The sequence below is a fragment of the Pseudomonas qingdaonensis genome (assembly GCF_018398475.1).
In the GTDB taxonomy this organism is placed as follows: Bacteria; Pseudomonadota; Gammaproteobacteria; order Pseudomonadales; family Pseudomonadaceae; genus Aquipseudomonas; species Aquipseudomonas palmensis.
This window is the reverse complement of record NZ_CP074676.1, coordinates 226,495-252,685: the sequence shown is the minus strand read 5'-3', so window position 1 is coordinate 252,685 and position 26,191 is coordinate 226,495. Positions and strand designations below refer to the sequence as shown.

Below are 26,191 nucleotides of genomic sequence, written 5' to 3'. Positions count from 1 at the left end.
TTCCATCGACGCTGCCGGCCCCGCGCCGGCAGCGCCGCAGTTGTACCCGCAAACGTAGCAATCAAGCCATGTGCCATCACGCCATTGACTTAAGCCATTCACCTAAGCCTTTCCCCGCCCCGCCCCCTGCGCGAAAACCTTCGAGCCTGTTGTTCGGCCAGCTTTCCAGCCTTTTATATTGACTGTCCGATCAACATCGGCAGGGGCCTGTTTGCGTCGGCTGTTTTGTGACTGACGGGTCGGCTTAAGGGGCGTCCCGATTTTGACGTCAAATAGCAATCGCTATGATCCGCCCCACCTTAAGCGACGCAGTGGGCGCACGGAATGCGGATGTACCTGGGAATATGGATCGGCACGGCCCTCGGCGCCTTCGGCCTGCTGCTCGACCTGCTGCCCCTGGGCCTGGCCGGGCTGTCGCTGGTACTGCTTGCCAGCACCTTGCTGCGCCCGCGCCCCGTGGCACAGGTGGCTGCGGTCAGCGACGCGCCCATCGTGCTCGAACAGCCGCCACTGCACACCCTGCTGCCGGTGGTGACGCCCAGCTGGATCGACAGCCTCCAACAGAGCCGAACCCTGCTGGGCGACAACATCAGCCAGTTGCTCGAACGCTTCGGCGCCATCAACCAGCGACTGGAACACAGCCTCAACGACGCCGACAACGTGCTGGCCAATGGCGGCGTGGGCGAGAACCTGCGCGAGGCCAACCAGCGTCTGCGCCGGGTCACTGAAAGCTTCGCCGCCAGCAGCCAGCGCCAGCATGAATTTCTGACCACCATCAATCATCTGGGCAGCTACGCCGGCCAGCTCCAGCAGATGGCCAAGCGCGTGCAGGAAGTTGCCAGCCAGACCAACCTGCTGGCGCTCAATGCCGCCATTGAGGCTGCCCGCGCCGGCGAGTTCGGCCGCGGCTTCTCGGTGGTCGCCGACGAGGTGCGCAAGCTCTCCAGCCTGTCGGCCGAGACCGGCCAGTCGATGGACGCCAAGGTGGGCGAGATCAACCAGTCGATCCAGTCCAGCATCGATGCCGCCACCGCGCTGGGCAGCGAAGAGCAGGCCAATCTGCGCGAGCTGGAGCAGGTGCTCGACGAGGTGATCAGCGACCTGGGCGGTAACCTCGACGCCCTCGACGGCGCCTCGCGGGCGCTGCAACAGGATGCCCGCGCCACCCAGGCAGATATCCACGCGATCATGGTCAGCCTGCAGTTCCAGGATCGCGCCGACCAGATGCTCGACCACCTGCAGGCCGACCTGCTGCAACTGCTCGATGCCCTGGCCCACGACGACCCGCGCCTGCACGACCCGCAAGGCTGGCTGCAGCAATTGCGCCAGCGCTTCACCACCAGCGAGGAACGGGCTGGCCACAGCCAGTCGGCATCCAGCAGCGACGTGACCTTTTTCTAACTCCGGAAGCCCTGAACATGGCCAAGACCATCCTGATCGTGGACGACTCCGCCTCGATGCGCCAACTCGTGAAAATCAGCCTGGCCAGCGCCGGCCACCAGGTGATCGAAGCCTGTGACGGGCGCGACGCGCTTAACAAGCTCACCGGGCAGAAGATCAACCTGGTGATCAGCGACGTGAACATGCCCAACCTGGACGGCATCGGCCTGGTCAAGGCGCTCAAGGCGCGCAACGAATACCGCTTCACCCCGATCATGATGCTCACCACCGAAAGCGAGCAGGCCAAGAAGGCCGAGGGCCAGGCCGCCGGAGCGCGGGCCTGGATCGTCAAGCCGTTCCAGCCCCAGCAGTTGCTGGCGGCTGTCGAAAAGCTGATTGGCTGACGCGCATGTTCACACTCGCCGCAGCCACCGCCGACACCCCCGCACGGCTACGCCTGGACGGCGACCTGACCATCTATGAGGTGCGCGCCGCACGCGAGCAGCTGCTGGCCCTGTTGCCCGCTCAGCCAGTGCCCTGGCAACTGGACCTGGGCGGCCTGGGCGAGCTCGACAGTGCCGGCGTGCAACTGCTGCTGAGCCTGCACAAGACCCTCTGCGCAAATGGCCACGAGGCCGAGGTGATCGCCCTGCCGGGCAACGCCCGGGCGTTGCTGGAGCTGCTGCGCCTGCCCGCATTGTGCCCGGCCGGTAGCCCCGTGCCGTGCGAGGAGTGAGCATGTTCGACGCCGAGCAATGGAGCCAGCTGCTGCAGGGCTTTCTCGAAGAGGCCCGCGACCTGCTCAAGGAAGCCGAAGACAGCCTGCTGCGCCTGGAAACCCGCCCCGATGACGACGCGGCGATCAACGCGCTGTTTCGCGCCGTGCACACGCTCAAGGGCTCGGCGGGGATCTTCTCCCTCGACCCACTGGTGGCGCTGGCGCACCAGCTGGAAAACCTGCTGATGGGGGTACGCGACGGTGCGCGGGTGCTGGACGCTCCGCTCACCTCGTTGATGCTGCAGTGCATGGACGAACTGGGGGTGATGCTCGACAGCATCGACCCGCAGCAGGTCAGCATGCCAGCGCACACGCCACGCCAGGCCGCCCTGCTGGCGGCATTGCAGGCACATCAGGGCGAGCTGCCCGCGTCTGTGGACAACCCGCTGGCAGCCCCGCACGGTGCGCCCCGCTTGCGTACCTGGCACCTGTCGATCCGCTTTGCCAGCGAGCTGCTGAGCAACGGCTTCGACCCGGCGGCGTTCATCCGCTACCTGGCGCGGCTGGGCGACATCCTCAGCCTGCAGACCCTCACCTGGGCCGTGCCGGAGCTCGACAGCCTCGACCCGGAGGCCTGCTACCTGGGCTTCGAAGTGAGCCTGCACAGCGACGCCAGCCGCGAGCAGCTCGAAGACGTGTTCGCCCTGGTGCAGGACTTCTGCACCCTGCGCCTGCAGGCCCAGGAGCCGACCGATACCGCCTTGCCGGCCGAACCCCGCGCACCGGCGCAAACGTTGGCGCCTGCAACCGCCACACCCTTGCCATCGATGCCCGCCGGCGAGCCGCGCACTGCCTCCAGCAGCCAGGTCAAGGTGGCTGCGCAAAAGCTCGACGAGCTGATCAACCTGGTCGGCGAGCTGGTCATCGCCACCGCCGGCGCCCAGATGCAGGCCCTGCGCAGTGCCCACGCCGCCTGCATCGAAAGCGTGCAGGCGGTGCAGCAGCATGTGGAGCAGATCCGCGAGCGGGCGCTGAAACTGCGCATGGTCGAAGTGGGCGAGACCTTCAACCGCTTCCACCGCGTGGTGCGCGATGTGAGTCAGGCGCTGGACAAGCAGATTGCGCTGACCATCAGCGGCGGCGACACCGAGCTGGACAAGACCCTGATCGACCGCATCGCCGACCCGCTGGTGCACCTGGTGCGCAACGCCATCGACCACGGCATCGAGGCCCCTGCCGAGCGCCGCGCCGCCGGCAAGCCCGAGCAGGGTCAGCTGCGCCTGAACGCCTACCACGACTCGGGCATGATCGTGCTCGAGATCCAGGATGACGGGCGCGGCCTGAACACCGCGAAGATCCGCGAGAAGGCCATCGCCCGCGGCATGCTCGACAGCGATTCGCCGATGAGCGAACAGGACATCCACCTGCTGATCTTCGAAGCGGGTTTTTCCACCGCCGAGCAGGTGTCCAACCTGTCCGGACGCGGGGTGGGCATGGACGTGGTGCGCAGCGCCATCGACCAGTTGCGCGGGGTCATCGAGATCGACTCCAGGGCCGGCCATGGCTGCACCTTCCGCATCCGCCTGCCGCTGACCCTGGCGATCATCGACGGGTTTCTGGTGAGCGTGGGCGAGGAGCACTTCGTGATCCCGCTGGACATGGTCACCGAATGCATGGAGGCCCCCGCCAACCAGGCCGAGCAGGGCCACCTGAACCTGCGCGGGCGGCCGCTGCCGTGCATCGACCTGCAACCGCATTTCGGCCTGCCGCGCAGCGCCTGCGTGCGCCGCAACATCGTGGTGGTCAGCCAGGGCCGGCAGCATGCCGGGCTGATCGTCGACCAATTGCACGGCGAACTGCAGACCGTGATCAAGCCCTTGGGGCAACTGTTCCAACACCTCAGTGGCATCAGCGGCTCGACCATCCTCGGCTCTGGCCAGGTGGCGCTGATACTCGATATCCCCAGCCTGTTCCGCCAGTCGCAGCAACGCGCCGAAGGCGAGACGCCGCACCTGTTGCCAAGCCCTTCCGGAGAATAGACATGCAATTGATCAGCAATATGAAGATAGGCGTGCGCCTGACCCTGGGCTTTCTGCTGGTGGTGGCGCTGACCGCGCTCATCGGAGTCATCGGCCTGCGCAACCTGGAGCAGGTCAACGGCCTGTCGGACCGCATGTACGAGCTGGACGTGGCCGGCCTGAGCACCTTGCAGCAAGCCAACATCCAGCTGCTGATGGCCAACCGCGCCGTGCGCCAGAGCCTGCTCTCCACCACCGCCCAGGAGCGCGACCAGTCGGCCGCCACCGCCCGTGCGGCGATGGAAAAGACCCGCGAACTGCTGATCAAGGCGCGCGAGCACTTCATCACCAAGGAAGGCCGCGCCCAGGTGGAAAGAATCGACGCGCCGCTGCAGGCCTACATCAGCGTGGCCAACCAGTTGCTGGGGGTGCACCAGCAGTCGGGCGACCTGCAGATTGCTTCCGAAGCGCTGGCGCTGATGCCGCAGAACGTCGCGGCGGCCAACGTGGTCGACCAGTTGCTGGGTGAGGCCAGCGCTGCCAAGCAGGCGCGCGCCGGCGAGGCGAACGCCGAGATCAGCGTCATCTACGAACGCTCGCGGGTGCAGATGATCGCCCTGGTCGCCGCCGCAACCCTGATCGGCATGCTGATCGGCGTGCTGGTCACCCGCAGCATCACCCGGCCGCTGGCAGGCGCAGTGCAGGCCGCCGACCGCATGGCCGCCGGCGATCTGAGCCAGGACCTGGTAGTGACCCACAAGGACGAGACCGGGCAGTTGCTGGGCTCGATGCAGAACATGACCCTGCGCCTGCGCAGCATCCTGGGCGATGTGCGCAGCGCCGCCGATGCGCTGTCGTCGGCCTCCGAACAGGTCAGTTCGACCTCGCAATCGCTGAGCCAGGCGGCCAACGAGCAAGCCGCCAGCGTCGAGCAGACCAGCGCTTCGGTCGAGCAGATGTCGGCCTCGATCGCGCAGAACACCGAAAGCGCCAAGGTCACCGACGGCATCGCCGGCAAGGCGGCCAACGACGCGGTGCAGGGCGGCGGCGCAGTGGGCGACACGGTGCTGGCGATGAAGCAGATCGCCGAGAAGATCGGCATCATCGACGACATTGCCTACCAGACCAACTTGCTGGCGCTCAACGCCGCCATCGAGGCCGCCCGTGCCGGCGATCACGGCAAGGGCTTTGCCGTGGTGGCCGCCGAGGTGCGCAAGCTGGCCGAACGCAGCCAGGTGGCGGCGCAGGAAATCGGCCAGGTGGCCTCCAGCAGCGTGCAACTGGCCGAACAGGCCGGCAGCCTGCTCAGCGAGATCGTGCCCAACATCCAGAAGACCTCGGACCTGGTGCAGGAAATCACCGCCGCCTCGCAGGAGCAGAGCAGCGCCGCCGGGCAGATCAACATCGCCATGGGCCAGATGAACCAGATCACCCAGCAGAACGCCTCGGCTTCCGAAGAGCTGGCCGCCACCGCCGAAGAGATGAACGCCCAGGCCGGCCAGTTGCAGGAGCTGATCGGCTTCTTCCGCTTCGAGGCCGGCAGCACTGCGCGTGCCCTGCCCCGGGTGGGCGAACCGCAAGTCGGCGCCTACAAGCCCACCCACAAGGCGCTGATCGATGAAGGCCAGTTCGTCAGCTTCACTTGACCGAGGCGTACCCATGCACACCCTAGAGTCTGCGGCGCCCGCGCCGCACCTGCCCACCAGTGTCCAGCACCTGACCTTTCGCGTGCGTGAGGCCGGCTATGCACTGCCCATCGAACTGGTGCGCGAGATCATCGAGTACGCCGAGATCACCCGCGTGCCGATGATGCCCGCCTACATTCACGGCGTGCTCAACCTGCGCGGCAACGTGGTGCCGGTACTGGACCTGGCAGCACGCTTCGGCATGGAACTGACCGAGGCCGGCAAGCGCACCTGCATCGTGATCATCGCCCTGCCCCTCGAGGACGGCGTGCAGCGCATCGGCCTGGTGGTGGATGCGGTGGACGCGGTACTCGACATCGACCCGCACGGGGTGGTGCCGGCGCCGCCGTTCGGCACCGGCATCCGTGCCGACTTCATTGCCGGCATGGCCCAGCAGGAGCAGGGCTTTTTGATCATCCTGAACATGCCCCAGGTGCTGTCGCTGGAAGATATCCGCTACCTCAGCCAGGCGGCGAAGGGCTCCTGAATGCCCTCGACCTTCAAACTGCCGGTGCTGGGCGAACAGGAGTTCAGCCGCCTGCAGACGCTGATGAGCAGCGCCTCGGGCATCCACCTGGCCAGCAACAAGCGCTCGCTGGTGGCCGGGCGCCTGATGAAACGCCTGCGTCACTACCACCTGGACAACTACCGCGACTACCTGCACCTGATCGAGCGCCCGACCCACAGCCGCGAGCGGCGCCTGGTGATCGACCTGCTGACCACCAACGAGACCTACTTCTTTCGCGAGTTCCCGCACTTCGAATTCCTTGGCCAGTGGCTGGGCCGGCGCAAGGGGCCGCTGCGGCTGTGGAGCGCGGCCTGCTCGTCGGGCGAGGAGCCCTACAGCCTGGCCATGACCGTGGCCGAGCACGCCACCGGCAGCGACTGGTCGATCCTGGCCAGCGACCTCAGCCAGAGCATGCTGACGCTGGCCGAGCAAGGCATCTACGACATCGCCCAGGCGCGCTACTTTCCCGATGGCTGGATGCAGCGCCACTGCCTGTGCGGGGTTGGCGACATGCACGGGCGCCTGCGCGTGCAGGCGCACCTGCGAGCGCGGGTGAGCCTGCGCGAGATCAACCTGGTGCAGCCGCTGCCCGAGGGCCTGGGGCCCTTCGACGTGATATTCCTGCGCAACATCCTGATCTACTTCGACACCCCGCAGAAACAGCTGATCGTGCAGCGCCTGGTCAACCAGCTGCGCCCCGGCGGGCTGCTGTTCATCGGGCACGCCGAAAGCATCCACGGCTTCGAGCTGCCGCTCAGGCTGGTGCACCCCTCGGTGTTCGAGCGCGTATGACCGAGCGTGCGACGGCGCCGGTGCGGGTGTTCATCGTCGACGACTCGGCGCTGGTGCGCCAGGTGCTCAACCAGTGCCTGAACGACCACCCGCGCATCCGCGTGATCGGCATGGCCGCCGACCCGCTGTATGCCATCGAGAAGATGCGCCGGGACTGGCCCGATGTGCTGGTGCTGGACATCGAGATGCCGCGCATGGACGGCCTGACCTTTCTGCGCCAGATCATGGCCGAGCGCCCCACGCCGACGATCATCTGCTCGACCCTCACCGAAGCCGGCACCGACCTCAACCTTCAGGCCCTGGCCGCCGGGGCGGTCGGCGTGTTCACCAAGGCCCGGCTGGGCCTGCGCCAGAGCCTGGAGAACCTCGCCAGCGGGCTGATCCGCAGCATCGAGGAAGCGGCCCGCACCCGCCCGGTATTGTTACCTCTGTCGCAGGCGAAAGAAAAAACCAGTGCACTGCCTGCAACCCCAAGCAAAACCACCGAGCGAATCGTTACACTTGGCTGCTCGACCGGCGGCACCCAGGCGCTGGAATTCATCCTGCGTCAGCTGCCGCGCGATTGCCCGGGCATCGTGATCGTGCAGCACATGCCGGCCAGGTTCACTGCCGACTTCGCCAGGCGCCTGAACAGCCTCTGTCAGATCGAGGTGCGCGAGGCCAGGCATCTGGACCGTGTCCACAGCGGCCTGGCACTGCTGGCCCCGGGGGGCCTGCACATGCAGCTCAAACGCAGTGGTGCGCACTACCTGGTGGAGGTGCTCGACGGTCCCGCCGTCAATCGGCACAAACCCTCGGTCGATGTCCTGTTTCGCTCCGCCGCCCGGCATGCCGGGGGCAATGCCCTTGGCATCATCATGACCGGGATGGGCGATGACGGTGCCCGAGGCCTGCTGAGCATGCGTGAGCAAGGCGCCGCCACCGTGGCACAGGACGAGGCCAGTTGCATCGTGTTCGGCATGCCCAAGGAAGCCATACGGCTGGGTGCGGCCCAGGCGGTGGAACCGCTGACACGGTTGCCGGCGCTGATCGCCCAGTTCAGCGACAACCCACGTGCCAGCTGAGCCATACACCGCCCCTTACCTTGCGACACAGGCCTACCTATGCTTTGCCGAATACTCCTTGCAGACGAGTCGCCCCTGTTCAGAGCGGGGCTGCGCGCGCTGCTCGAACAAAAACAAGATTACGCAGTGGTGGGTGAAACCGGTGACGGCGTGAGCGCCGTCGAGCTCGCCGAACAGCTCAAGCCCGACATCATCATGCTGGACATGGCGCTGGATGCGCTGGAGAGCGAAGAGGTCCTGCGCGAGCTGTGCCTGCGCGTGCCGGCAAGCATGGTGCTGATGCTGTCGGCGCGCTCGGAGCTGGAGTTCGTGATGAAGTGCCTGCAGCAGGGTGCCCACGGCTTTCTGCTCAAGACTGCCACCGTGCTGGAACTGGAGCTGGCGTTGCAGGCGTTGAAGAACGGCGGCCAGTACCTGTCGTCGGCGGTGTTGCCGCTGGTGATCGGGCAGGCGGTCAAGCACAGCCGCAAGCGCCATGCCGGCAGCAGCACCATGCAACTGACCACCCGCCAGCTGGAGATCCTGCGCCTGATTGCACGAGGCGAGTCGACCCGCTCGATTGCCGATGGCCTGGGCCTGAGCGTGAAGACGGTGGAGGCGCACCGCTCGCAGATCATGCACCGCCTGCAGATACACGACATACCGGGCCTGGTGCTGTTTGCGGTGCGCGAAGGCATCATCCGCATCAACGACTGACCGCGCCGGGTTTCAGCCTTGCAGGGCTACCAGGGCGCCTTGCAGGGCCGTCGGCAAGTTGGCGGGCTGGCCGGTGGCACGCTCGACGAACACCTGCACCATGCGCCCGGCGGCGCAGGGCTGGGCTTCACCGACCTTGAACAGGGCCAGTTGGTACTCCACCGAACTGCCGGCCACCCGCACCGCGCGCAGGCCGACTTCCAGGCATTCGGGGAAGGCGGCCGAGGCGAAGAAGTCGCACCCCGAACTGACCACGAACCCCACCACCTCGCCGTCCTGCGGGTCGAGCCCGGCATGCTCGATCAGGTAGGCCTGCACGGCGCTGTCGAAGAAGGCGTAGACCGTGGCGCTGGCGATGTGGCCGTTGACGTCGTTGTCCTGCCAGCGGGTCGGCATAGGGTGGACGTGGGGGTAGTGGTGGCGTTCGGGTGTGGCAGACATGAATGACCTGTATGCAGTGAAGGGGGCGGGAAGCATCCCACAACGAATTCAGAAGCACGGTGACAGTAAACCGTAGCAGGGCTGAATAGCATGGGCGCCTACTCGAAACATCCATGCGGTTGCGCCGCTACTGCGCAAGGCATAGACTCTAACTACGCCAATGGCGTACAAAGGTTGGCATGCTCTTCATCGAAACAAGCGTATTTACCAGCGACGTTTCAAGCCATCTCGATGATCACGAGTACCTGTCGCTTCAGGTGTATCTTGCCGAGCACCCTGAAGCAGGTGACCTGATCGAAGATACCGGCGGGCTGCGAAAAATTCGATGGGCAGCAAAAGGCAAAGGAAAAAGCGGCGGGGTTCGAGTGATCTATTACTACGCCGTGTCAGCCAGCCAGATCCGTTTGCTGCTTATCTACCGCAAAGGCATCCACGACACATTGACTAAAAAACAGAAAGCCGTACTTCGAAGCCTCAACCAAGGGTGGAAATGATGGACAGGAATCTTTTCGGTCGTCTCGTTGACAGCATGACCGAGATGGCTGAAATCGATCGTGGGGAGCGCAAACCTTCACGCGAGTTCCAGGTAGACGCCATGCGGGTCAGGGCCATACGCGAGGCAACCGGGCTTACCCAGGAAAGATTTGCGCAGTGTATCGATGTACCGCTGGGTACGTTGCGCAATTGGGAGCAAGGACGCCGTGCTCCAGAAGGGCCAGCACGGGCACTGCTGCGTGCGATTCACAATGACCCGGAACATGTTCTGGCCGCATTGGCCTGAATCACAGCCCAAACGAAAAAGCCGCCCATTCGGGCGGCTTTTTCTCAGCTGGCGAGCAGCAACTTACAGTTGCGGACCCGCTGCCTTGATGGCGTCGGAAACGTCGAACTTCTTGAAGTTCTCGATGAACAGCGAAGCCAGGCCCTTGGCCGCTTCGTCGTAGGCAGCGCTGTCAGCCCAGGTGTTGCGCGGGTTGAGCAGTACGGTTTCAACACCCGGTACCAGTTTCGGCACGTCCAGGTTGATGATGTCCAGGTGCTCGGTTTCAGCACCGACCAGTGCGCCGCTCTGGATGGCCGCGATCACCGCACGGGTGGTCGGGATGTTGAAGCGCTTGCCCACACCGTAGCCACCACCGGTCCAGCCGGTGTTGACCAGGTACACCTTGGAACCGAAACCACGGATACGCTTGATCAGCAGTTCAGCGTATTCGCCAGCCGGACGCGGGAAGAACGGCGCGCCGAAGCAGGTGGAGAAGGTCGACTTGATGCCGCTGCCCGAACCCATTTCGGTGGAGCCCACCAGCGCGGTGTAACCGGACAGGAAGTGGTAGGCCGCCTGCTCTTCGCTGAGGATCGATACCGGTGGCAGTACGCCGGTCAGGTCGCAGGTCAGGAAGATCACTGCGTTGGGCTCGCCACCCAGGTTCTTCTCGGAACGCTTGGCAACGTGCTCGAGCGGGTAGGCCGCACGGCTGTTCTGGGTCAGGCTGACATCGGAGTAGTCAGCGTGCTTGGCGTCGTCGATGACGACGTTTTCCAGCACGGCGCCATGCTTGATGGCTTTCCAGATGACCGGCTCGTTCTTCTCCGACAGGTCGATGCACTTGGCATAGCAACCGCCTTCGATGTTGAACACCACGCCCTCGCCCCAGCCGTGCTCGTCGTCACCGATCAGGTAACGGCTTTCGTCGGCCGACAGGGTGGTCTTGCCGGTGCCCGACAGGCCGAAGAACAGGGTCACGTCGCCTGCTTCGCCGATGTTGGCGGCGCAGTGCATCGGCAGCACGTCGGCAGCCGGCAGCAGGAAGTTCTGCACCGAGAACATGGCTTTCTTCATCTCGCCGGCGTAACGCATGCCAGCGATCAGTACCTTCTTCTGGGCGAAGTTGAGGATCACGCAACCGTCGGAGTTGGTGCCGTCACGCTCGGGCACGCATTCGAAGTTGGCGACATTGAGCACTTGCCACTCATCACGACCGGCCGGGTTGTACTGCGCCGGGTTGATGAACAGGCAACGGCCGAACAGGTTCTGCCAGGCAGTCTGGGTGGTCATGCGTACCGGCAGGTAGTGCTCGGCGGCCGCACCTACGTGCACGTGGGAAACGAAATGATCCTGGGCGTTGTTGAACGCCTCGACGCGGTCCCACAGGGCATCGAACTTGTCGGCCGGGAACTTGCGGTTGATCGGGCCCCAGGCGATGGCAGACGAGGTGGACGGCTCGTCGACGATGAAACGGTCGACCGGCGAACGACCGGTGCGGTGACCAGTTTTCACGACCAGCGCGCCCGTATCGGCCAGCTCGCCTTCACCGCGGTTCAGCGCTTCTTTTACCAGTTCATCGACGCTCAGGTCGGTGTACACGGTGTTGTTGGCTTGCGTCATGAGATTCCCCATCCGGCCTGCGGCCGAGTGCTCCGAACGTTTTGTAGTAGAGCTTTTAAAACTACTACAGCGAAAAAAGTGGCGGGATTATGCCAGAAACGCCCAAAAAAAGTAGGGCCCTCCTGTCAGAACGGCGTGTTTCCGGCGTTCGACAGGAGATTTACCTGAGCTTAAACGTTTTAGTGACGAGTATCTGACGGTGCGTCAACACCCCCGCCGGCGAACAATTGTGCGATTTCGGTTTCATCGAACAGGTAGCGCTGGTTGCAGAACTGGCAGTCGATTTCGATCGCCCCGCCATGCTCGGCCGCCAGGGCCAGGGCATCGTCCTGGCCGAGGCTGACCAGAGCGTTGCCCGAGCGCTCACGCGAGCAGCTGCAGCGGAACTGCAGCGGCTGGATATCGAACAGGCGCACGGCATCCTCGTGGTACAGACGGTGCAGCACGGTCTCGTTGTCCAGGCCCAGTTGCTCTTCGGCCTTCAACGTGTTGGCCAGGGCGGTGACGTGCTTCCAGCTGTCTTCGCGGTCGTCCTCGTCCTTCTGGCGGTCGGCCGGCAACTGCTGCAGCAGCAGGCCGCGGGCGCGCTGGCCATCGGCGTTGAGCCAGAAGCGCGTGCCCACCTGCTGGGACATCACGAAGTAGTTGGTGAAGCACTCCGAGAGGTTCTCGCCATCCAGGTCGACAATGCCCTGGTAGCGCTGGCCCTGCGCCGGGTCGATGGTCAGCGCCAGCTGGCCATCGGGCATCAGGTCGCCCAGGGTGGCATCGGGGGCGATCTGCTCGGCGTGATAGCGCGCCAGGCCACGGATGTCGCGCTCGCTGGAGCACTCGATCATCAGCAGCGGGATCGGCCCTTCGGAGCGTGCCTGCAGGATCAGCAGGCCGTCGAACTTGAGCGCGCCCACCAGCAGCGCCGCCGCGGCCATCAGCTCACCGAGCAGTTGCGCCACCGGCTGCGGGTAGGGGTGCTTGGCCAGGACTTCGGCGTAGCTGCGCTCGAGCGAAACCAGTTCGCCGCGTACGTCGCGCTCGTCGAAGATGAAGCGTTGGGTGAAGTCGGTATCTGGCAAATCGGACATGGTTTCTGGCTTTCTGAAAGATGACAAAATAATTTCAAGGGCCTATAAAGCCCCGTTTAGAGCACCAGAATGGTGCGAACGATAGCGCTGTAAAAGAGGTAGTTTATGGACAATCCACCCCTGTTCCAAGCCAGGTGGGCTTGGGGCCCCCTGTGTCTGGCTACGTTGATTCCCGTTGCACTACTGTGTTTCTGGTTATGGCCCGTTGGCCAGGCCCTTTGCATGGCGCTCGACGAATGGCTGTTCCACGCCCTCAATCGCCCACTGGCCGACAACACCCTGTGGCGCAGCATCTGGACCCTGGGCAGCCTGCGCCCGTTCGACATCGTGGTCGGGCTCATCATGCTGATGCTGCTGATTCGCGGCGACTGGGTATTCAAGGCCGTCGAGGTGCGCCGGGCGTTTTTCGGCTTCCTGGTGACCCTGCTGGTGCTGGTGGTGATCCGCGCCCTGTTCTCCAAGCTGGTACGCCTGATGGGCTGGCAGCACCATAGCCCGTCGATGGTGTTCAGTGACGCCATCATGCTCAGCGACTACTACCCGGCGCTCGAAGCGCGCTGGGAGCTCAAGGACCGTTCCAGCCAGAGCTTCCCCGGCGACCACGCCTCGGTGCTGCTGCTGTGGGCACTGTTCATGAGCCTGTTCAGCCGCCGCCTGATGCAGCATGTGCTGATCTGGGCACTGGCGGTGCTGTTCATGCTGCCACGCCTGGTGGCGGGTGCCCACTGGGGCCAGGACGACTATATCGGCGGCCTGGGCATGGCCATCCTGGCGCTGGGCTGGAGTTACTATACGCCGTTTGCTGCCCGGACCAGCGCCGGCCTGGTGCGTGCCACCGCGCCCTTGTTCGGTTGGCTGGCACGGCTGCCGCTGCTCGGCCGCCTGAGCGTGATCGGCGCGCGGGGCTAACCGGCGCTGTCGTGCAACTGATGTAGCTGGCGGCGCTGCTTCTTGGTGGGCCGCCCGTCGGTGCTTACCCCAAGGGCGCCGGCCTTGCGCAGCGCCGCGGCCTGCTCGCGGCGTGCCAGGCTCTGTGCGGTCTCCTCGTACAGCGCCTGTGCCTCGGGTGCGCCGCGGCGCACCACCGACAGCGCCGTGACTACCACGGTACGTTCGTCGAAACCGGTACGCAGCACGAACTCGTCACCCACCCGCGGCTCCTTGCCCGGCTTGCAACGCTCGCCCCGACAATGCACCTTGCCGCTCTCGATCGCCGCCTTGGCCAGGGCGCGGGTCTTGTAGAAGCGCGCCGCCCACAACCATTTGTCCAGGCGAACCTTGTCGTCCTCTTCCGGCTTTTGTGCCATGGCATTTCCCCGATTCATTTGTTTCATGGAACTGTACTACCGTAACTGGCGGATGCAAAAAATACGCGGCGTGCTTACAGTTCACCGACTTTTACCCAGGTTGTGCATCTTGAAGACATTTGACCATTTGAGCGTGATCGGCCTGCGCGAGTGGGTGGCCTTGCCCGACCTCGGCGTGGCAGGCCTGCGCGCCAAGATCGATACCGGCGCCAGCACCTCCAGCCTGCACGCCACCGAAGTGGAAACCTTCGAACGCGATGGTGAAACCTGGGTCCGCTTCAACGCGCACCTGGGTTCGGTGGTACAACTGCGTCACCGGCGCTGCGAAGCGCCGCTGGTGACGATGAAGACCATCAAGAGCTCCAATGGCCATGCCCAGACCCGCTACGTGATCCGCACGCCCCTGGCGCTCGGCGACCGGGTGTGGGAAGTGGAGTTCACCCTGGCCTGCCGCAAGGCCATGCGCTATCGCCTGCTGCTCGGCTCCAAGGCCCTGGTACACGGCCAGCTGGTGGTCAACCCGGGCCTCAAATACGTACAGGACAAGCCGGCCTCTCCGGCCACCATTACCCCCTCCACAGGTGTTGCATGAAGATCGCTGTGCTGTCGCGGAACCCGCGTCTGTATTCCACTCGTCGTCTGGTCGAAGCCGGTACGCAACGAGGCCATGAAATGGTTGTGATCGATACCCTGCGCGCCTACATGAACATCGCCAGCCACAAGCCGCAGATCCACTATCGCGGCAAGCCGCTGGAAGGGTTCGACGCCGTCATCCCGCGCATCGGCGCGTCGGTGACGTTCTATGGCTGCGCGGTGCTGCGCCAGTTCGAGATGATGGGCGTGTTCCCGCTCAACGAATCGGTGGCCATCGCCCGCTCGCGGGACAAGCTGCGCTCGCTGCAACTGCTGTCGCGCCGTGGCATCGGCCTGCCGGTCACCGGCTTTGCCCATTCGCCCGACGACATTCCCGACCTGATCCAGATGGTCAACGGCGCCCCCCTGGTGATCAAGGTGCTCGAGGGCACCCAGGGCATCGGCGTGGTGCTGTGCGAAACCACCAAGGCAGCCGAGTCGGTGATCGAGGCCTTCATGGGCCTGAAGCAGAACATCATGGTGCAGGAGTACATCAAGGAGGCCGGTGGCGCCGACATTCGCTGCTTTGTGGTGGGCGACAAGGTGATCGCCTCGATGAAGCGCCAGGCCAAGCCCGGCGAGTTCCGCTCCAACCTGCACCGGGGCGGCACCGCCAGCCTGATCAAGGTCACCCCGGAAGAGCGCATGACCGCCATCCGCGCTGCCAAGGTCATGGGCCTGAGCGTGGCCGGCGTGGATATCCTGCGCTCCAATCACGGCCCGCTGGTGATGGAGGTCAACTCCTCGCCGGGCCTGGAAGGCATCGAGGTCACCACCGGCAAGGACGTGGCCGGGATGATCATCGAACACCTGGAGAAGAACGGCGGGCCGAACCTGACCCGCACCAAGGGCAAGGGCTGAGCCCTTGCGTCCCTAGACCGCGTCGCGTGGCAGCAGCAGGCCCAGGGGCAAGCGTACCCGCGCCTCGATGCCGCCACCGGAACGGTTGCGCAGCTCCACATTGCCGCCGTGCTGGGCGGCGATGCGCTTGACGATAGCCAGGCCCAGGCCGGTGCCCTTGCCGCTGCGGGCGCGATCACCGCGAATGAACGGATTGAAGATCGCCTCCAGCTCACCCGGATCGATGCCGGCGCCGCGGTCGAGCACGCTCAGCACCACGTAGGGCGCGCTGGTGTCACCCGAGACATAGGCCGCCACTTCCACGCCCTGCCCGGCGTGATGCAGCGCATTGCCGATCAGGTTGTTGAGCAGGCGCTTGATCGATACCCGGCGCAGCGGAAACGGCGGGATCGGCTCCAGGCACAGCCGCACCTGCTCTTCGGGCTGGTTGAACGGCGCGACCACCTCGCGTACCAGGTCGCTGAGGTCCACCTCCTCGACCGGCTCGTCGCGGCCATCGCGGATGAACGCCAGGAACTGGTCGAGAATCGCGTCCATGTCCTCGATGTCGCGCACCATGTCATCGGTCAGGTCGCTTTCGTTGGCCAGCAGCGACAGCGACAGGCGCAGGCGCGTCAGCGGCGTGCGCAGGTCATGGGACACCCCGGCCAGCATCAGCTCACGCTCGCGCCCCGCCTGCTCGACATCCTCTGCCATCTGGTTGAAGGCCCGGTAGACCTCGGTCATCTCGCTGGGCGTGTCGCTGATCGGCAGGCGCACGCTGCGCCCCTGGCCCAGTTGCCGGGCGGCGAACACCAGGCGCTTGAGCGGCTGGTTGAGCTGGCGCACGAAGATCCAGGCCGAAGCCGTGGACAACAGGCCGATGGCCAGGAACCAGCCCAGCACGTTCCAGATCTTCTGGCCGCGCAACGGGTGCGGGTACAGCGGCACCTTCAGCCAGCCATCGCCCAGGCTCGGGGCCTGTACCCACAGCGCCGGCGGCGCATGGATGCGCAGGCGCACCTCGGTGTCCTCGCCCAGTTCGGCCTGCATCTGGCGCTGGTAGATCTCGCTGTAGGGCCAGTGCTGCTCACCCTCGGGCACACCGGTGCCGACCACCCGCTTCAAGCCGGCGGCTTCGGCAATCTTCTCGCGGTTTTCCTCATCGGCCGCCCAGTAGGCGCGCAGCGTCAGTGCGACGCCGTGGCTGTACTGGCGGTCCACCAGCACGTCCTCGTTCATCAGCAGGTACACCAGCGTCAGTGCCTTGGAGAACAGCACCACGGCCAGCACCAGCCACAGCGTGCGGGCGAAGAAGCTTTGGGGGAACCACAATGGCGTTTTCATGGGCGACGGCTACACGGTTGGCAGGAGCGAGCGCGGCTCGCAGGCGTTGCGGATTTCGGCACAGGCAAAAACAGGGCAACCCGAGGGGCGCCCTGCCTATGCTGACCTGCTCCTGTACAAGGCTTCACTTGCCGGCATTGCCATCCGGCACGAAGACATAGCCCACACCCCAGACGGTCTGGATATAGCGTGGCTTGGAAGGGTCGGGTTCGATCATGCGGCGCAAACGCGAGATCTGCACATCGATGGAGCGCTCCAGGGCGTCCCACTCGCGACCGCGCGCCAGGTTCATCAGCTTGTCGCGGGTCAGCGGCTCGCGGGCATGCATCACCAGCGCCTTGAGCACCGCGAATTCGCCGGTTGTGAGCATGTGCACTTCGTCGCCGCGCTTGAGTTCGCGGGTGGCCAGCGACAGCGCGTAGTCGCCGAAGGTGACGGTTTCGTCCTCGCTGCCTGGTGCGCCCGGTACCACCGGGGCCTGGCGACGCAGCACGGCCTTGACCCGCGCCATCAGCTCGTCGGGGTTGAACGGCTTGGCCAGGTAGTCGTCGGCGCCCAGTTCCAGGCCCTTGATGCGGCTGAGTTCGTCACCCTTGGCGGTGAGCATGATGATCGGCACCTGGTTGTTTGCCCCGCGCAGGCGCTTGCAGGCGGTCAGGCCGTCTTCGCCGGGAAGCATCAGGTCGAGCACGATCAGGTTGAACACTTCACGCGCCAGCAGGCGGTCCATCTGTTCGGTGTTGGGTACGGCGCGGGCACGGTAACCCTTGCTGGTGAAGAAACGCTCCAGCAGGCTGCTCAGGCCCGGGTCGTCATCGACGATGAGGATTTTCTCGCCTTCGGCGGGTTGTGCAGTGCTGCTCATGGGTAGCTCCTTTAATCTCGGCGGGCATTATGGCTTAGGCGCCATTTGAGCGTGCCGTGTGCATTGTTAGCAGATTTTTCCCAAGTCGCCAGCGGCATGCCCCGACAGGCTGGCGCGCCGTGATCCCCGCAAGCCCGGATCGCTGGGTATAATGCGCCGCTTTGATCCAGCGTCGCCCTGCTCGAGCGCGCCCCGTGGCGCCGGCCTGCGGCCTTTGCATTCACGAATTGTCAGGTGGTTTTATGGACAGCATCAACAGCCGCATCGCCGAGGAACTCGGTGTCCGCCCGCAACAGGTCGAAGCGGCCGTGGCTCTACTTGATGAAGGCTCCACGGTGCCCTTTATCGCCCGTTACCGTAAAGAAGTGACCGGCAGCCTGGACGACACCCAACTGCGCAACCTGGAAGAGCGCCTGCGCTACCTGCGCGAACTCGACGACCGCCGCGCCAGCATCCTGGCCAGCATCGAGGAGCAGGGCAAGCTGACCCCGGAGCTGGCCCGCGAGATCAAGCTGGCCGACACCAAGACCCGCCTCGAAGACCTTTACCTGCCGTACAAGCAGAAGCGCCGCACCAAGGGCCAGATCGCCCTGGAAGCCGGCCTGGGCGAGCTGGCCGACGGCCTGTTCAACGACCCGCAGCTGAACCCGGAAACCGAAGCGGCGCGCTTCGTCGACGCCGAAAAAGGCGTGGCCGACGTCAAGGCGGCCCTCGAAGGCGCCAAGTACATTCTCATGGAGCGCTTCGCCGAAGACGCCAGCCTGCTGGCCAAGCTGCGCAACTTCCTCAAGCAGGAATCGGTGCTCAGCGCTCGCCTGGTGGCCGGCAAGGAAGAGGAAGGGGCAAAGTTTCGTGACTACTTCGAACACGACGAGCCGCTCAAGAGCGCGCCCTCGCACCGCGCCCTGGCGATCTTCCGCGGGCGCAACGAAGGCGTGCTGTCGGCCAGCCTCAAGGTCGGCGAAGAGCTGCCCGGCACCCTGCACCCCTGCGAAATGATGATCGGCGAGCACTTCGGCGTGAAAAACCAGAACCGCCCAGCCGACAAGTGGCTGGGCGAAGTGGTGCGCTGGACCTGGAAGGTCAAGCTCTACACGCACCTGGAAACCGACCTGTTCGGCGAGCTGCGCGACAACGCCGAGAGCGAGGCGATCAACGTGTTCGCCCACAACCTGCATGACCTGCTGCTGGCCGCCCCAGCCGGCCCGCGCACCACCCTGGGCCTGGACCCGGGCCTGCGCACCGGCTGCAAGGTGGCGGTGGTGGATGCCACCGGCAAACTGCTCGACACCGCCACGGTGTACCCGCACGTACCCAAGAACCAGTGGGACCAGACCATCGCCGTGCTCGCCGCCCTGTGCGCCAGGCACAAGGTCGAGCTGATCGCCATCGGCAACGGCACCGCCAGCCGTGAAACCGACAAGCTGGCCGCCGAGCTGATCAAGAAATACCCAGCCTTGAAGATGACCAAGATCATGGTCTCCGAAGCCGGCGCCTCGGTGTACTCGGCCTCCGAGCTGGCGGCCAAGGAGTTCCCCGACCTGGACGTGTCGATCCGCGGTGCGGTGTCGATTGCCCGTCGCCTGCAGGACCCGCTGGCCGAACTGGTCAAGATCGACCCCAAATCCATCGGTGTGGGCCAGTACCAGCACGACGTGTCGCAACTCAAGCTGGCCCGTGGCCTGGATGCGGTGGTCGAGGACTGCGTGAACGCCGTGGGCGTGGACGTCAACACCGCCTCGGTGGCGCTGCTGGCACGCATCTCGGGCCTCAACAGCACCCTGGCGCAGAACATCGTGGCACACCGCGATGCCAACGGTGCCTTCAAGACCCGCGCCGCGCTGAAAAAGGTCAGCCGCCTGGGCGAGAAGACCTTCGAGCAGGCCGCAGGCTTCTTGCGCGTGATGAACGGCGACAACCCGCTGGACGCCTCGGCGGTGCACCCTGAAGCCTACCCGCTGGTACAGCGCATCGCCGCCGACACCGACCGCGACATCCGCTCGCTGATCGGCGACAGCGGCTTCCTCAAGCGCCTGGACCCGAAAAAATTCACCGACGAAACCTTCGGCCTGCCGACCGTCACCGACATCCTGCAAGAGCTGGACAAGCCCGGCCGCGACCCGCGCCCCGAGTTCAAGACCGCCGAGTTCCAGGAAGGCGTCGAAGACCTCAAGGACCTGCAACTGGGCATGATCCTCGAAGGCGTGGTCACCAACGTGACCAACTTCGGTGCCTTCGTCGACATCGGCGTGCACCAGGACGGCCTGGTGCACATCTCGGCGCTGTCGGAGAAGTTCATCAAGGACCCGCGTGAAGCGGTCAAGGCCGGCGACGTGGTCAAGGTCAAGGTCATGGAAGTGGACATTCCGCGCAAGCGCGTGGGCCTGTCGATGCGCATGGGCGACACCCCGGGCGAGAAAATCGACGGCGCCCGCGGCAGCCGCCCGGGCTCGGCACCGCGCCAGCAGCAGCCGGCACGCGCCAAGGAGACCCCGGCCCCGGCCAACAACGCCATGGCTTCGCTGTTCGCCAACGCCAAGCAGTTGAAGAAGAAGTGACCGACCTGCCCGAAGAGCAGGTGCGCAGCGCATTCAGCCAACTGCTCGGCTGTCGCCTGCAACGCCTCGACCAGGGCGTTGCCGAGGTGGCCCTGGCCCTTGAGCCGCACCTGCGCAACCGCGGCGGCAAGCTGCATGGCGGGGCGATCTTCAGCCTGGTCGACATCGCCATGGGCCTGGCCTGCTCCAGCGCCCATGGCTTCGACAAGCAGAGCGTCACCGTGGAATGCAAGATCAACTACCTGCGTCCGGTCAGCGAGGGCGAGGTGCTGTGCGTGGCCCGCGTGCTGCAGGCCGGGCGGCGCATCCTGGTGGTCGATGCCGACGTGCTGCAAGGCGAAAAACTGATGGCCAGGGCCCAGGGCACCTTCACCGTGCTCTAGCCGCAAACGCCCAATGTGCGGTACTTTCGGCAGTGCGCGGGCACTGCCGGAACCCTGCGAAAACCAGGCGACCACGCCAGTTCCTCTGTCCACCCTTGTAGACCGTCGTTTCCACCCCCATATTGGGGCGACTGACGCGTGAAGGAATCCATCTTGAGCGAACTTCTCAACCGCCGCCTGAGCCTGCTCGGCCAGGGCGACAACCTCTCCCTGCTCAAGCAGTGCCTGCACGGCATCGAGCGTGAATGCCTGCGCGTGACCGAGGACGGTCGTCTGGCCCAGACCCCGCACCCCGAAGCCCTGGGCGCGGCCCTGACCCACGAGCAGATCACCACCGACTATTCCGAGTCGCTGCTGGAGTTCATCACCCCTGCCCTGGCCGACCCTGCCCAGACCCTCGAAAGCCTCGAGAACATCCATCGCTTCGCCTACAGCAAGCTCGGTAACGAGTACCTGTGGAGCCCGTCGATGCCCTGCCCGCTGCCGGCCGAGGAAGACATCCCGATCGCCTGGTACGGCACCTCGAACATCGGTCAGCTCAAGTACGTGTACCGCAAGGGCCTGGCCCTGCGCTACGGGCGCACCATGCAATGCATTGCCGGCATCCACTACAATTTTTCGCTGCCAGAACAGATCTGGCCGCTGCTGCGCCAGGCCGAAGGCCAGGCGGGCGACGACCGCGACTACCAGTCGTCGGCGTACATCGCACTGATCCGCAACTTCCGTCGCTACAGCTGGCTGCTGATGTACCTGTTCGGCGCCTCCCCGGCGCTGGACGCAGGCTTCCTGCGCGGCCGCGCGCACCAGCTCGAACAATTCGATGCCGACACCCTGTACCTGCCCTACGCCACCAGCCTGCGCATGAGCGACCTGGGTTACCAGAGCAACGCCCAGGCCGGCCTGACGCCGTGCTACAACAACCTGGCCAGCTACACCGACAGCCTGCGCAAGGCCGTCGCCACGCCCTATGCGCCGTATGTCGAGATCGGCACGCACAAGGATGGCGAGTGGGTGCAGCTGAACACCAACATCCTGCAGATCGAAAACGAGTACTACTCCAACATCCGCCCCAAGCGCGTGACCTACAGCGGCGAGCGGCCGATCCAGGCGCTGATGGCCCGCGGCATCCAGTACATCGAAGTGCGCTGCCTGGACATCAATCCGTTCCTGCCCACCGGCATCGACCTCACCGAAGCGCGCTTCCTCGACGCCTTCCTGCTGTTCTGCGCACTGGAGCAGAGCCCGCTGCTGGACAACGGCGAGTGCGGCCAGTGCACCAGCAACTTCCTCAGCGTGGTCAAGCAGGGCCGCAAGCCTGGCCTGGAACTGCAACGTGACGGCCAGCCAGTCGCGCTCAAGCAGTGGGCCGACGAGCTGCTGCAACGTATCGCCCCGCTGGCCGAACTGCTCGACCGCAGCCACGCCAGCGACGAGCACGCCAAGGCCCTGGCCGCGCAGGCGGCCAAGGTCAGCGACCCATCGCTGACGCCGTCGGCCCAGGTGCTGGCGAGCATGACCGAGCACAAGGAGAGCTTCAGCCGCTTCTCCCTGCGCCAGAGCCAGGCGCATGCCGACTACTTGCGCGGCACGCCGCTGAGCAGCGAGGCGCAGCAGCGTTTCGAGGCCCTGGCGCGTGAATCGCTGGAGGCCCAGGCCACCCTGGAGCGCGAAGAGGACGTGGTCGATTTCGACCTGTTCGTGGGCGCCTACCAGGCCAGCATCCTGGCGATCAGCAACTGACATGAGCCGTGCAGCCACGCCCCGCAAACCGCGCGCTGCCAGCCAGGCCCGGATCGACTCGATCCTGGCCGCCGCACGCGACCTGCTGGCCAGCGAAGGCGTGGCCAGCCTGTCGATCTATGCAGTGGCCGAACGCGCACAGATCCCACCCTCGTCGGTGTACCACTTCTTCGCCAGTGTGCCGGCGCTGCTCGAAGCCTTGACGGCGGATGTGCACAGCGCCTTTCGCGCCTGCCTGCAGGCGCCGATCGAGCCTGGCAGCCTGCAGCACTGGGGCGACCTGTCGCGCCTGGTGGAGCAGCGCATGCTGAGCATCTACAACCAGGATGCGGCGGCGCGCCAGCTGATTCTGGCGCAGCATGGGCTGAGCGAAGTGACCCAGGCCGACCGCCAGCACGATATCGAGCTGGGCGACCTGATGCACAAGCTGTTTGCCGAGCACTTCCGGCTGCCGGCGTTGCCGGACGATGTGGATGTGTTTGCCCTGGCGATGGAGCTGGGAGACCGGGTGTATGCCCGTTCGGTGCAGCTGCACGGGCAGATCACCCCGCGCATGGCGGAGGAAGGAATGCGGGTGTTCGATGCGTACCTGGGATTGTACCTGCCGCCCTTTCTGCCCAAACGCTGACGGCCTCATCGCGGGTCAAGCCCGCTCCCACAAGGTAATCGCCGTCCTTGAGAACGGCGGGACACCTGTGGGAGCGGGCTTGACCCGCGATGCAGACGGCGCGGTCTCAGAGCTTGGCGATCGACACTTCAGTCGACTTCACGAACGCAATCACCTCACTGCCCACCACCAGTTCCAGCTCCTTGACCGAACGGGTGGTGATCACCGAGGTGACGATGCCCGATGCCGTCTGCACGTCGATTTCCGACAGTACAGGGCCTTCCAGGATTTCTTTCACAGTGCCTTTGAACTGGTTACGTACGTTGATCGCTTTGATGGTCATGTGCAGGTTTCCTTTTAAAGACGAAAGATCAATGGGCCCAACGCAGCTGCGTGGGCAAAGGTGCTACAGGTTCAGGCTCGGGAGGGGTGCCCGGCACCGACAGGACACGGTTCAGCACTTCGGTTTCCAGCGCCGCCAGGCGATGCGAGCCGCGTGCCCGCGGACGCGGCAGGTCGACCAGCAGGTCCAGGCCGATCTCGCCGTCCTCGATCAGGATCACCCGATCGGCCACCGCCACCGCTTCGCTGACGTCATGGGTCACCAGCAACACGGTGAAGCCGTGCTTGCGCCACAGGTTCTCGATCAGTTGCTGCATCTCGATCCGGGTCAGCGCATCCAGTGCGCCCAGCGGCTCGTCCAGCAGCAGCAGGCGCGGCTGGTGAATCAGCGCACGGGCCAGGGCCACGCGCTGCTTCTGCCCACCGGACAACGCCGCCGGCCACTCGTTGGCCCGGTCTGCCAGGCCCACTGCCTCCAGCGCCTGCAACGCACGCTCGCGCCAGTTGCCGGTAAGCCCCAGGCCGACGTTGTCGATGACTTTCTTCCAGGGCAGCAGGCGCGCCTCCTGGAACATCAGCCGGGTGTCCTCGCGGGCATCGCTGAGCGCCGCAGAACCGGCCAGCAGCTCGCCGGCACTGGGCTGGTCGAGCCCGGCCAGCAGACGCAGCAGGGTGCTCTTGCCGCAGCCGCTACGGCCGACGATGGCAACGAACTGGCCCGCCGGGATGTGCAAGTCGATATCGCGCAGCACCTGGCGTTGGCCAAAGGTCTTTTGCAGCTTGTGCACGGCCAGCGGTATTCCGCGCAGCAGCCGTGGCGGTTGTTCCTTGAGCACGGTCATGCGCCGTCTCCCTTGCTGACTTGATAGGCCGGGTGCCAGCGCAGCCATACACGCTCCAGGCCACGGGCGGCCAGGTCGGCGAGCTTGCCGAGCACGGCGTACAGCACGATCGCCAGCACCACCACGTCGGTTTGCAGAAATTCGCGGGCGTTCATCGCCAGGTAGCCGATGCCGGCGTTGGCCGAGATGGTTTCGGCCACGATCAGGGTCAGCCACATGAAGCCCAGCGCGAAGCGCACGCCCACCAGGATCGAGGGCAGCGCACCGGGCAGGATCACCTGGCGAAACAGCGCAAAACCGCTCAGGCCATAGCTGCGGGCCATTTCCACCAGCGCCGGGTCGACATTGCGGATGCCGTGGTAGGTGTTCAGGTAGATCGGGAAAAGGGTGCCCAGGGCCACCAGGAAGATCTTTGCCGACTCGTCGATGCCGAACCACAGGATCACCAGCGGGATCAGCGCCAGGTGCGGCACGTTGCGGATCATCTGCACCGAGCTGTCGAGCAGGCGTTCGCCCCACTTCGACAGGCCGGTGATGAAGCCCAGCGCCAGGCCGATGCTGCCGCCGATCACGAAGCCGACCGCGGCGCGCCAGCCGCTGATGGCCAGGTGGGTCCAGATTTCGCCGCTGCGCACCAACTCTACGCCGGCACTGAGCACCGCGCTCGGCGCCGGCAGGATGCGCGTCGACAGCCAACCGGCACTGACCGCCAGCTGCCACACCGCCAGCAGCAGCACGGGCAGGGCCCACGGCGCCAGGCGATGCGACAAGGGAATGGAGGATCGTTTCATGCTTCGATCCTCACGCCTTGGCCGCGGCTTTGGGCAGGATGTCGTTGGCGACCATCTCACCGAACGGGCTTACGTAGTTGGCACCGGCCGGGGCCTCGGGGCGCTGGATGTCCAGGTGCGGGAACAGCAGTTCGGCAACGCGGTAGGACTCTTCCAGGTGCGGGTAGCCGGAGAAGATGAAGGTGTCGATACCCAGGTCGGCGTATTCCTTGACCCGTGCAGCCACGGTCGGGCCATCGCCGACCAGCGCGGTGCCGGCACCGCCACGCACCAGGCCGACCCCGGCCCACAGGTTGGGGCTGACCTCCAGGTTGTCGCGGTTGCCGCCATGCAGCGCAGCCATGCGTTGCTGGCCCACCGAGTCGAAGCGCGCCAGCGAGGCCTGGGCACGGGCAATGGTGTCGTCGTCCAGGTGCGAGATCAGGCGCTCGGCCGCTTGCCAGGCCTCGGCGTTGGTCTCGCGCACGATCACGTGCAGGCGGATACCGAAACGAACGCTACGGCCCTGCTGGGCGGCCTTGGCGCGCACCTGTTCGATTTTCTCGGCCACGGCGGCCGGTGGCTCGCCCCAGGTCAGGTACAGCTCGACCTGTTCGGCGGCGAGGTCTTGCGCCGCTTCCGACGAGCCACCGAAGTACAGCGGCGGGCGTGGCTGCTGCACCGGCGGGTAGAGCAGCTTGGCGCCTTTTACCTTGATGTGCTGACCATCGTAGTCGACGGTTTCGCCTTCCAGCACGCGGCGCCAGATGCGGGTGAATTCCACCGAGGCCTGGTAGCGCTCTTCGTGGCTGAGGAACAGGCCGTCGCCGGACAGCTCTTCCGGGTCGCCACCGGTCACCAGGTTGAACAGCGCACGGCCATTGGACAGGCGGTCGAGGGTCGCGGCCTGGCGTGCCGCCACGGTCGGCGAGATGATTCCCGGGCGCAGGGCCACCAGGAACTTCAGGCGCTGGGTCACCGGAATCAGCGACGCGGCCACCAGCCACGAGTCTTCGCACGAGCGGCCGGTAGGGATCAGCACGCCACCGAAGCCCAGACGGTCGGCGGCCTGGGCGATCTGTTGCAGGTAACCATGATCGACAGCGCGAGCACCTTCGGCGGTGCCAAGGTAATGACCGTCGCCGTGGGTTGGCAGAAACCAGAAAACATTGAGGCTCATTGGAGTT

General features: G+C 65.3%; 28 protein-coding genes. 18 read left to right on the top strand and 10 right to left on the bottom strand.

Annotation, left to right across the window (positions count from 1 at the left end):
• Nucleotides 1-324: 324 nt before the first annotated feature.
• Genes KH389_RS01165 through KH389_RS01125 form a run of 9 tightly spaced genes read left to right on the top strand, consistent with a single transcriptional unit; the run spans nucleotide 325 to nucleotide 8,861 of the window.
• On the top strand, nucleotides 325-1,401 hold the full coding sequence (locus tag KH389_RS01165; protein ID WP_196932888.1) for a methyl-accepting chemotaxis protein: 1,077 nt from the start codon (nucleotides 325-327) through the stop codon (nucleotides 1,399-1,401).
• 17 nt (nucleotides 1,402-1,418) lie between these two features.
• Entirely contained in the window at nucleotides 1,419-1,784 is a 366-nt protein-coding gene (locus KH389_RS01160) for a response regulator (protein WP_043861637.1), read from the top strand.
• A gap of 5 nt (nucleotides 1,785-1,789) precedes the next feature.
• A complete protein-coding gene (locus tag KH389_RS01155; protein ID WP_196932889.1) occupies nucleotides 1,790-2,116 on the top strand; it encodes an STAS domain-containing protein in 327 nt (108 codons plus the stop codon).
• 2 nt (nucleotides 2,117-2,118) lie between these two features.
• The gene (locus tag KH389_RS01150; RefSeq protein ID WP_043861635.1) at nucleotides 2,119-4,137 is read left to right on the top strand and encodes a chemotaxis protein CheA; all 2,019 of its coding nucleotides are present in this window, start codon (nucleotides 2,119-2,121) and stop codon (nucleotides 4,135-4,137) included.
• A gap of 2 nt (nucleotides 4,138-4,139) precedes the next feature.
• A complete protein-coding gene (locus tag KH389_RS01145) occupies nucleotides 4,140-5,762 on the top strand; it encodes a methyl-accepting chemotaxis protein (RefSeq protein ID WP_043861634.1) in 1,623 nt (540 codons plus the stop codon).
• 13 nt (nucleotides 5,763-5,775) lie between these two features.
• Entirely contained in the window at nucleotides 5,776-6,288 is a 513-nt protein-coding gene (locus KH389_RS01140) for a chemotaxis protein CheW (protein WP_043861633.1), read from the top strand.
• Nucleotides 6,289-7,101, top strand: coding sequence for a CheR family methyltransferase (locus KH389_RS01135; RefSeq protein ID WP_043861632.1), 813 nt, complete (start codon nucleotides 6,289-6,291; stop codon nucleotides 7,099-7,101).
• Nucleotides 7,098-8,165, top strand: a complete 1,068-nt coding sequence (locus KH389_RS01130) for a protein-glutamate methylesterase/protein-glutamine glutaminase (RefSeq protein WP_213606707.1) — start codon at nucleotides 7,098-7,100, stop codon at nucleotides 8,163-8,165. The genes KH389_RS01135 and KH389_RS01130 overlap by 4 nt, the downstream gene beginning before the upstream one ends.
• 39 nt (nucleotides 8,166-8,204) lie before the next feature.
• A complete protein-coding gene (locus KH389_RS01125; RefSeq protein ID WP_213606705.1) occupies nucleotides 8,205-8,861 on the top strand; it encodes a response regulator in 657 nt (218 codons plus the stop codon).
• 12 nt (nucleotides 8,862-8,873) lie between these two features.
• Here KH389_RS01125 and KH389_RS01120 read toward each other — a convergent pair whose 3' ends face one another.
• Nucleotides 8,874-9,302, bottom strand: coding sequence for an acyl-CoA thioesterase (locus KH389_RS01120; RefSeq protein WP_213606703.1), 429 nt, complete (start codon nucleotides 9,300-9,302; stop codon nucleotides 8,874-8,876).
• Between the two features lie 179 nt (nucleotides 9,303-9,481).
• On the opposite strand from KH389_RS01120, the gene KH389_RS01115 reads away from it, so the two are divergent.
• Entirely contained in the window at nucleotides 9,482-9,796 is a 315-nt protein-coding gene (locus KH389_RS01115) for a hypothetical protein (protein WP_043861628.1), read from the top strand.
• Nucleotides 9,796-10,083, top strand: coding sequence for a helix-turn-helix domain-containing protein (locus KH389_RS01110; RefSeq protein WP_058541716.1), 288 nt, complete (start codon nucleotides 9,796-9,798; stop codon nucleotides 10,081-10,083). The genes KH389_RS01115 and KH389_RS01110 overlap by 1 nt, the downstream gene beginning before the upstream one ends.
• Nucleotides 10,084-10,146: 63 nt before the next feature.
• On the opposite strand, the gene KH389_RS01105 is transcribed toward KH389_RS01110, so the two are convergent.
• Together KH389_RS01105 and hslO are read right to left on the bottom strand one after the other, a co-directional pair.
• The gene (locus tag KH389_RS01105; RefSeq protein WP_043861627.1) at nucleotides 10,147-11,688 is read right to left on the bottom strand and encodes a phosphoenolpyruvate carboxykinase; all 1,542 of its coding nucleotides are present in this window, start codon (nucleotides 11,686-11,688) and stop codon (nucleotides 10,147-10,149) included.
• A gap of 179 nt (nucleotides 11,689-11,867) precedes the next feature.
• Nucleotides 11,868-12,770: an Hsp33 family molecular chaperone HslO gene (gene hslO / locus KH389_RS01100; protein ID WP_043861626.1), complete on the bottom strand. Its 903-nt coding sequence runs from the start codon at nucleotides 12,768-12,770 to the stop codon at nucleotides 11,868-11,870.
• A 105-nt stretch (nucleotides 12,771-12,875) separates the two neighbouring features.
• Between hslO and KH389_RS01095 the strand changes: the two genes are divergently transcribed.
• Nucleotides 12,876-13,679 (top strand): phosphatase PAP2 family protein, encoded by an 804-nt coding sequence (locus tag KH389_RS01095; protein WP_058541684.1) that lies wholly within the window; start codon nucleotides 12,876-12,878, stop codon nucleotides 13,677-13,679.
• Here KH389_RS01095 and KH389_RS01090 read toward each other — a convergent pair.
• Nucleotides 13,676-14,077: an RNA-binding S4 domain-containing protein gene (locus tag KH389_RS01090; RefSeq protein WP_043861624.1), complete on the bottom strand. Its 402-nt coding sequence runs from the start codon at nucleotides 14,075-14,077 to the stop codon at nucleotides 13,676-13,678. The two genes, KH389_RS01095 and KH389_RS01090, sit on opposite strands and share 4 nt — an antisense overlap.
• A 109-nt stretch (nucleotides 14,078-14,186) precedes the next feature.
• On the opposite strand from KH389_RS01090, the gene rimB reads away from it, so the two are divergent.
• Nucleotides 14,187-14,669, top strand: a complete 483-nt coding sequence (gene rimB, locus KH389_RS01085; protein ID WP_054915912.1) for a retropepsin-like aspartic endopeptidase RimB — start codon at nucleotides 14,187-14,189, stop codon at nucleotides 14,667-14,669.
• Complete coding sequence (rimK, locus tag KH389_RS01080) at nucleotides 14,666-15,571, top strand: 30S ribosomal protein S6--L-glutamate ligase (RefSeq protein ID WP_043861622.1); 906 nt, start codon at nucleotides 14,666-14,668, stop codon at nucleotides 15,569-15,571. Before rimB ends, rimK begins: the two co-directional genes overlap by 4 nt.
• Before the next feature lie 12 nt (nucleotides 15,572-15,583).
• Here the strand turns inward: rimK and KH389_RS01075 are convergent, their stop codons facing one another.
• Both KH389_RS01075 and ompR read right to left on the bottom strand, forming a co-directional pair.
• The gene (locus KH389_RS01075; protein WP_043861621.1) at nucleotides 15,584-16,897 is read right to left on the bottom strand and encodes an ATP-binding protein; all 1,314 of its coding nucleotides are present in this window, start codon (nucleotides 16,895-16,897) and stop codon (nucleotides 15,584-15,586) included.
• A 124-nt stretch (nucleotides 16,898-17,021) separates the two neighbouring features.
• The gene (gene ompR, locus KH389_RS01070; RefSeq protein WP_043861620.1) at nucleotides 17,022-17,762 is read right to left on the bottom strand and encodes an osmolarity response regulator transcription factor OmpR; all 741 of its coding nucleotides are present in this window, start codon (nucleotides 17,760-17,762) and stop codon (nucleotides 17,022-17,024) included.
• Between the two features lie 242 nt (nucleotides 17,763-18,004).
• On the opposite strand from ompR, the gene KH389_RS01065 reads away from it, so the two are divergent.
• The 4 genes from KH389_RS01065 to KH389_RS01050 all read left to right on the top strand — a co-directional run bounded on the left by KH389_RS01065 (nucleotide 18,005) and on the right by KH389_RS01050 (nucleotide 23,071).
• Nucleotides 18,005-20,320, top strand: coding sequence for a Tex family protein (locus KH389_RS01065; RefSeq protein WP_058541685.1), 2,316 nt, complete (start codon nucleotides 18,005-18,007; stop codon nucleotides 20,318-20,320).
• Nucleotides 20,317-20,703 (top strand): PaaI family thioesterase, encoded by a 387-nt coding sequence (locus KH389_RS01060; RefSeq protein ID WP_052504261.1) that lies wholly within the window; start codon nucleotides 20,317-20,319, stop codon nucleotides 20,701-20,703. Before KH389_RS01065 ends, KH389_RS01060 begins: the two co-directional genes overlap by 4 nt.
• Before the next feature lie 153 nt (nucleotides 20,704-20,856).
• Complete coding sequence (gene gshA, locus KH389_RS01055; protein ID WP_043861618.1) at nucleotides 20,857-22,443, top strand: glutamate--cysteine ligase; 1,587 nt, start codon at nucleotides 20,857-20,859, stop codon at nucleotides 22,441-22,443.
• A gap of 1 nt (nucleotide 22,444) precedes the next feature.
• Nucleotides 22,445-23,071, top strand: coding sequence for a TetR/AcrR family transcriptional regulator (locus KH389_RS01050; RefSeq protein ID WP_043861617.1), 627 nt, complete (start codon nucleotides 22,445-22,447; stop codon nucleotides 23,069-23,071).
• A 106-nt stretch (nucleotides 23,072-23,177) separates the two neighbouring features.
• Here KH389_RS01050 and KH389_RS01045 read toward each other — a convergent pair whose 3' ends face one another.
• From KH389_RS01045 to ssuD, 4 genes are read right to left on the bottom strand one after another with little or no spacing between them, the layout of a single operon-like run.
• Nucleotides 23,178-23,393: a TOBE domain-containing protein gene (locus tag KH389_RS01045; RefSeq protein ID WP_043861616.1), complete on the bottom strand. Its 216-nt coding sequence runs from the start codon at nucleotides 23,391-23,393 to the stop codon at nucleotides 23,178-23,180.
• A gap of 28 nt (nucleotides 23,394-23,421) precedes the next feature.
• Nucleotides 23,422-24,234, bottom strand: a complete 813-nt coding sequence (ssuB, locus tag KH389_RS01040) for an aliphatic sulfonates ABC transporter ATP-binding protein (RefSeq protein WP_043861615.1) — start codon at nucleotides 24,232-24,234, stop codon at nucleotides 23,422-23,424.
• The gene (ssuC, locus tag KH389_RS01035; protein WP_043861614.1) at nucleotides 24,231-25,025 is read right to left on the bottom strand and encodes an aliphatic sulfonate ABC transporter permease SsuC; all 795 of its coding nucleotides are present in this window, start codon (nucleotides 25,023-25,025) and stop codon (nucleotides 24,231-24,233) included. The genes ssuB and ssuC overlap by 4 nt, the downstream gene beginning before the upstream one ends.
• 10 nt (nucleotides 25,026-25,035) lie before the next feature.
• Nucleotides 25,036-26,184 (bottom strand): FMNH2-dependent alkanesulfonate monooxygenase, encoded by a 1,149-nt coding sequence (ssuD, locus tag KH389_RS01030; protein WP_078481609.1) that lies wholly within the window; start codon nucleotides 26,182-26,184, stop codon nucleotides 25,036-25,038.
• Nucleotides 26,185-26,191: the final 7 nt, after the last annotated feature.

Bases quoted from the DNA above. Each gene is read 5' to 3' on its own strand.
- KH389_RS01165 (WP_196932888.1), top strand. From the start codon at position 325: ATGCGGATGTACCTGGGAATATGGATCGGCACGGCCCTCGGCGCCTTC.
- KH389_RS01160 (WP_043861637.1), top strand. From the start codon at position 1,419: ATGGCCAAGACCATCCTGATCGTGGACGACTCCGCCTCGATGCGCCAA.
- KH389_RS01155 (WP_196932889.1), top strand. From the start codon at position 1,790: ATGTTCACACTCGCCGCAGCCACCGCCGACACCCCCGCACGGCTACGC.
- KH389_RS01150 (WP_043861635.1), top strand. From the start codon at position 2,119: ATGTTCGACGCCGAGCAATGGAGCCAGCTGCTGCAGGGCTTTCTCGAA.
- KH389_RS01145 (WP_043861634.1), top strand. From the start codon at position 4,140: ATGCAATTGATCAGCAATATGAAGATAGGCGTGCGCCTGACCCTGGGC.
- KH389_RS01140 (WP_043861633.1), top strand. From the start codon at position 5,776: ATGCACACCCTAGAGTCTGCGGCGCCCGCGCCGCACCTGCCCACCAGT.
- KH389_RS01135 (WP_043861632.1), top strand. From the start codon at position 6,289: ATGCCCTCGACCTTCAAACTGCCGGTGCTGGGCGAACAGGAGTTCAGC.
- KH389_RS01130 (WP_213606707.1), top strand. From the start codon at position 7,098: ATGACCGAGCGTGCGACGGCGCCGGTGCGGGTGTTCATCGTCGACGAC.
- KH389_RS01125 (WP_213606705.1), top strand. From the start codon at position 8,205: ATGCTTTGCCGAATACTCCTTGCAGACGAGTCGCCCCTGTTCAGAGCG.
- KH389_RS01120 (WP_213606703.1), bottom strand. From the start codon at position 9,302: ATGTCTGCCACACCCGAACGCCACCACTACCCCCACGTCCACCCTATG.
- KH389_RS01115 (WP_043861628.1), top strand. From the start codon at position 9,482: ATGCTCTTCATCGAAACAAGCGTATTTACCAGCGACGTTTCAAGCCAT.
- KH389_RS01110 (WP_058541716.1), top strand. From the start codon at position 9,796: ATGGACAGGAATCTTTTCGGTCGTCTCGTTGACAGCATGACCGAGATG.
- KH389_RS01105 (WP_043861627.1), bottom strand. From the start codon at position 11,688: ATGACGCAAGCCAACAACACCGTGTACACCGACCTGAGCGTCGATGAA.
- hslO (WP_043861626.1), bottom strand. From the start codon at position 12,770: ATGTCCGATTTGCCAGATACCGACTTCACCCAACGCTTCATCTTCGAC.
- KH389_RS01095 (WP_058541684.1), top strand. From the start codon at position 12,876: ATGGACAATCCACCCCTGTTCCAAGCCAGGTGGGCTTGGGGCCCCCTG.
- KH389_RS01090 (WP_043861624.1), bottom strand. From the start codon at position 14,077: ATGGCACAAAAGCCGGAAGAGGACGACAAGGTTCGCCTGGACAAATGG.
- rimK (WP_043861622.1), top strand. From the start codon at position 14,666: ATGAAGATCGCTGTGCTGTCGCGGAACCCGCGTCTGTATTCCACTCGT.
- KH389_RS01075 (WP_043861621.1), bottom strand. From the start codon at position 16,897: ATGAAAACGCCATTGTGGTTCCCCCAAAGCTTCTTCGCCCGCACGCTG.
- ompR (WP_043861620.1), bottom strand. From the start codon at position 17,762: ATGAGCAGCACTGCACAACCCGCCGAAGGCGAGAAAATCCTCATCGTC.
- KH389_RS01065 (WP_058541685.1), top strand. From the start codon at position 18,005: ATGGACAGCATCAACAGCCGCATCGCCGAGGAACTCGGTGTCCGCCCG.
- KH389_RS01050 (WP_043861617.1), top strand. From the start codon at position 22,445: ATGAGCCGTGCAGCCACGCCCCGCAAACCGCGCGCTGCCAGCCAGGCC.
- KH389_RS01045 (WP_043861616.1), bottom strand. From the start codon at position 23,393: ATGACCATCAAAGCGATCAACGTACGTAACCAGTTCAAAGGCACTGTG.
- ssuB (WP_043861615.1), bottom strand. From the start codon at position 24,234: ATGACCGTGCTCAAGGAACAACCGCCACGGCTGCTGCGCGGAATACCG.
- ssuC (WP_043861614.1), bottom strand. From the start codon at position 25,025: ATGAAACGATCCTCCATTCCCTTGTCGCATCGCCTGGCGCCGTGGGCC.
- ssuD (WP_078481609.1), bottom strand. From the start codon at position 26,184: ATGAGCCTCAATGTTTTCTGGTTTCTGCCAACCCACGGCGACGGTCAT.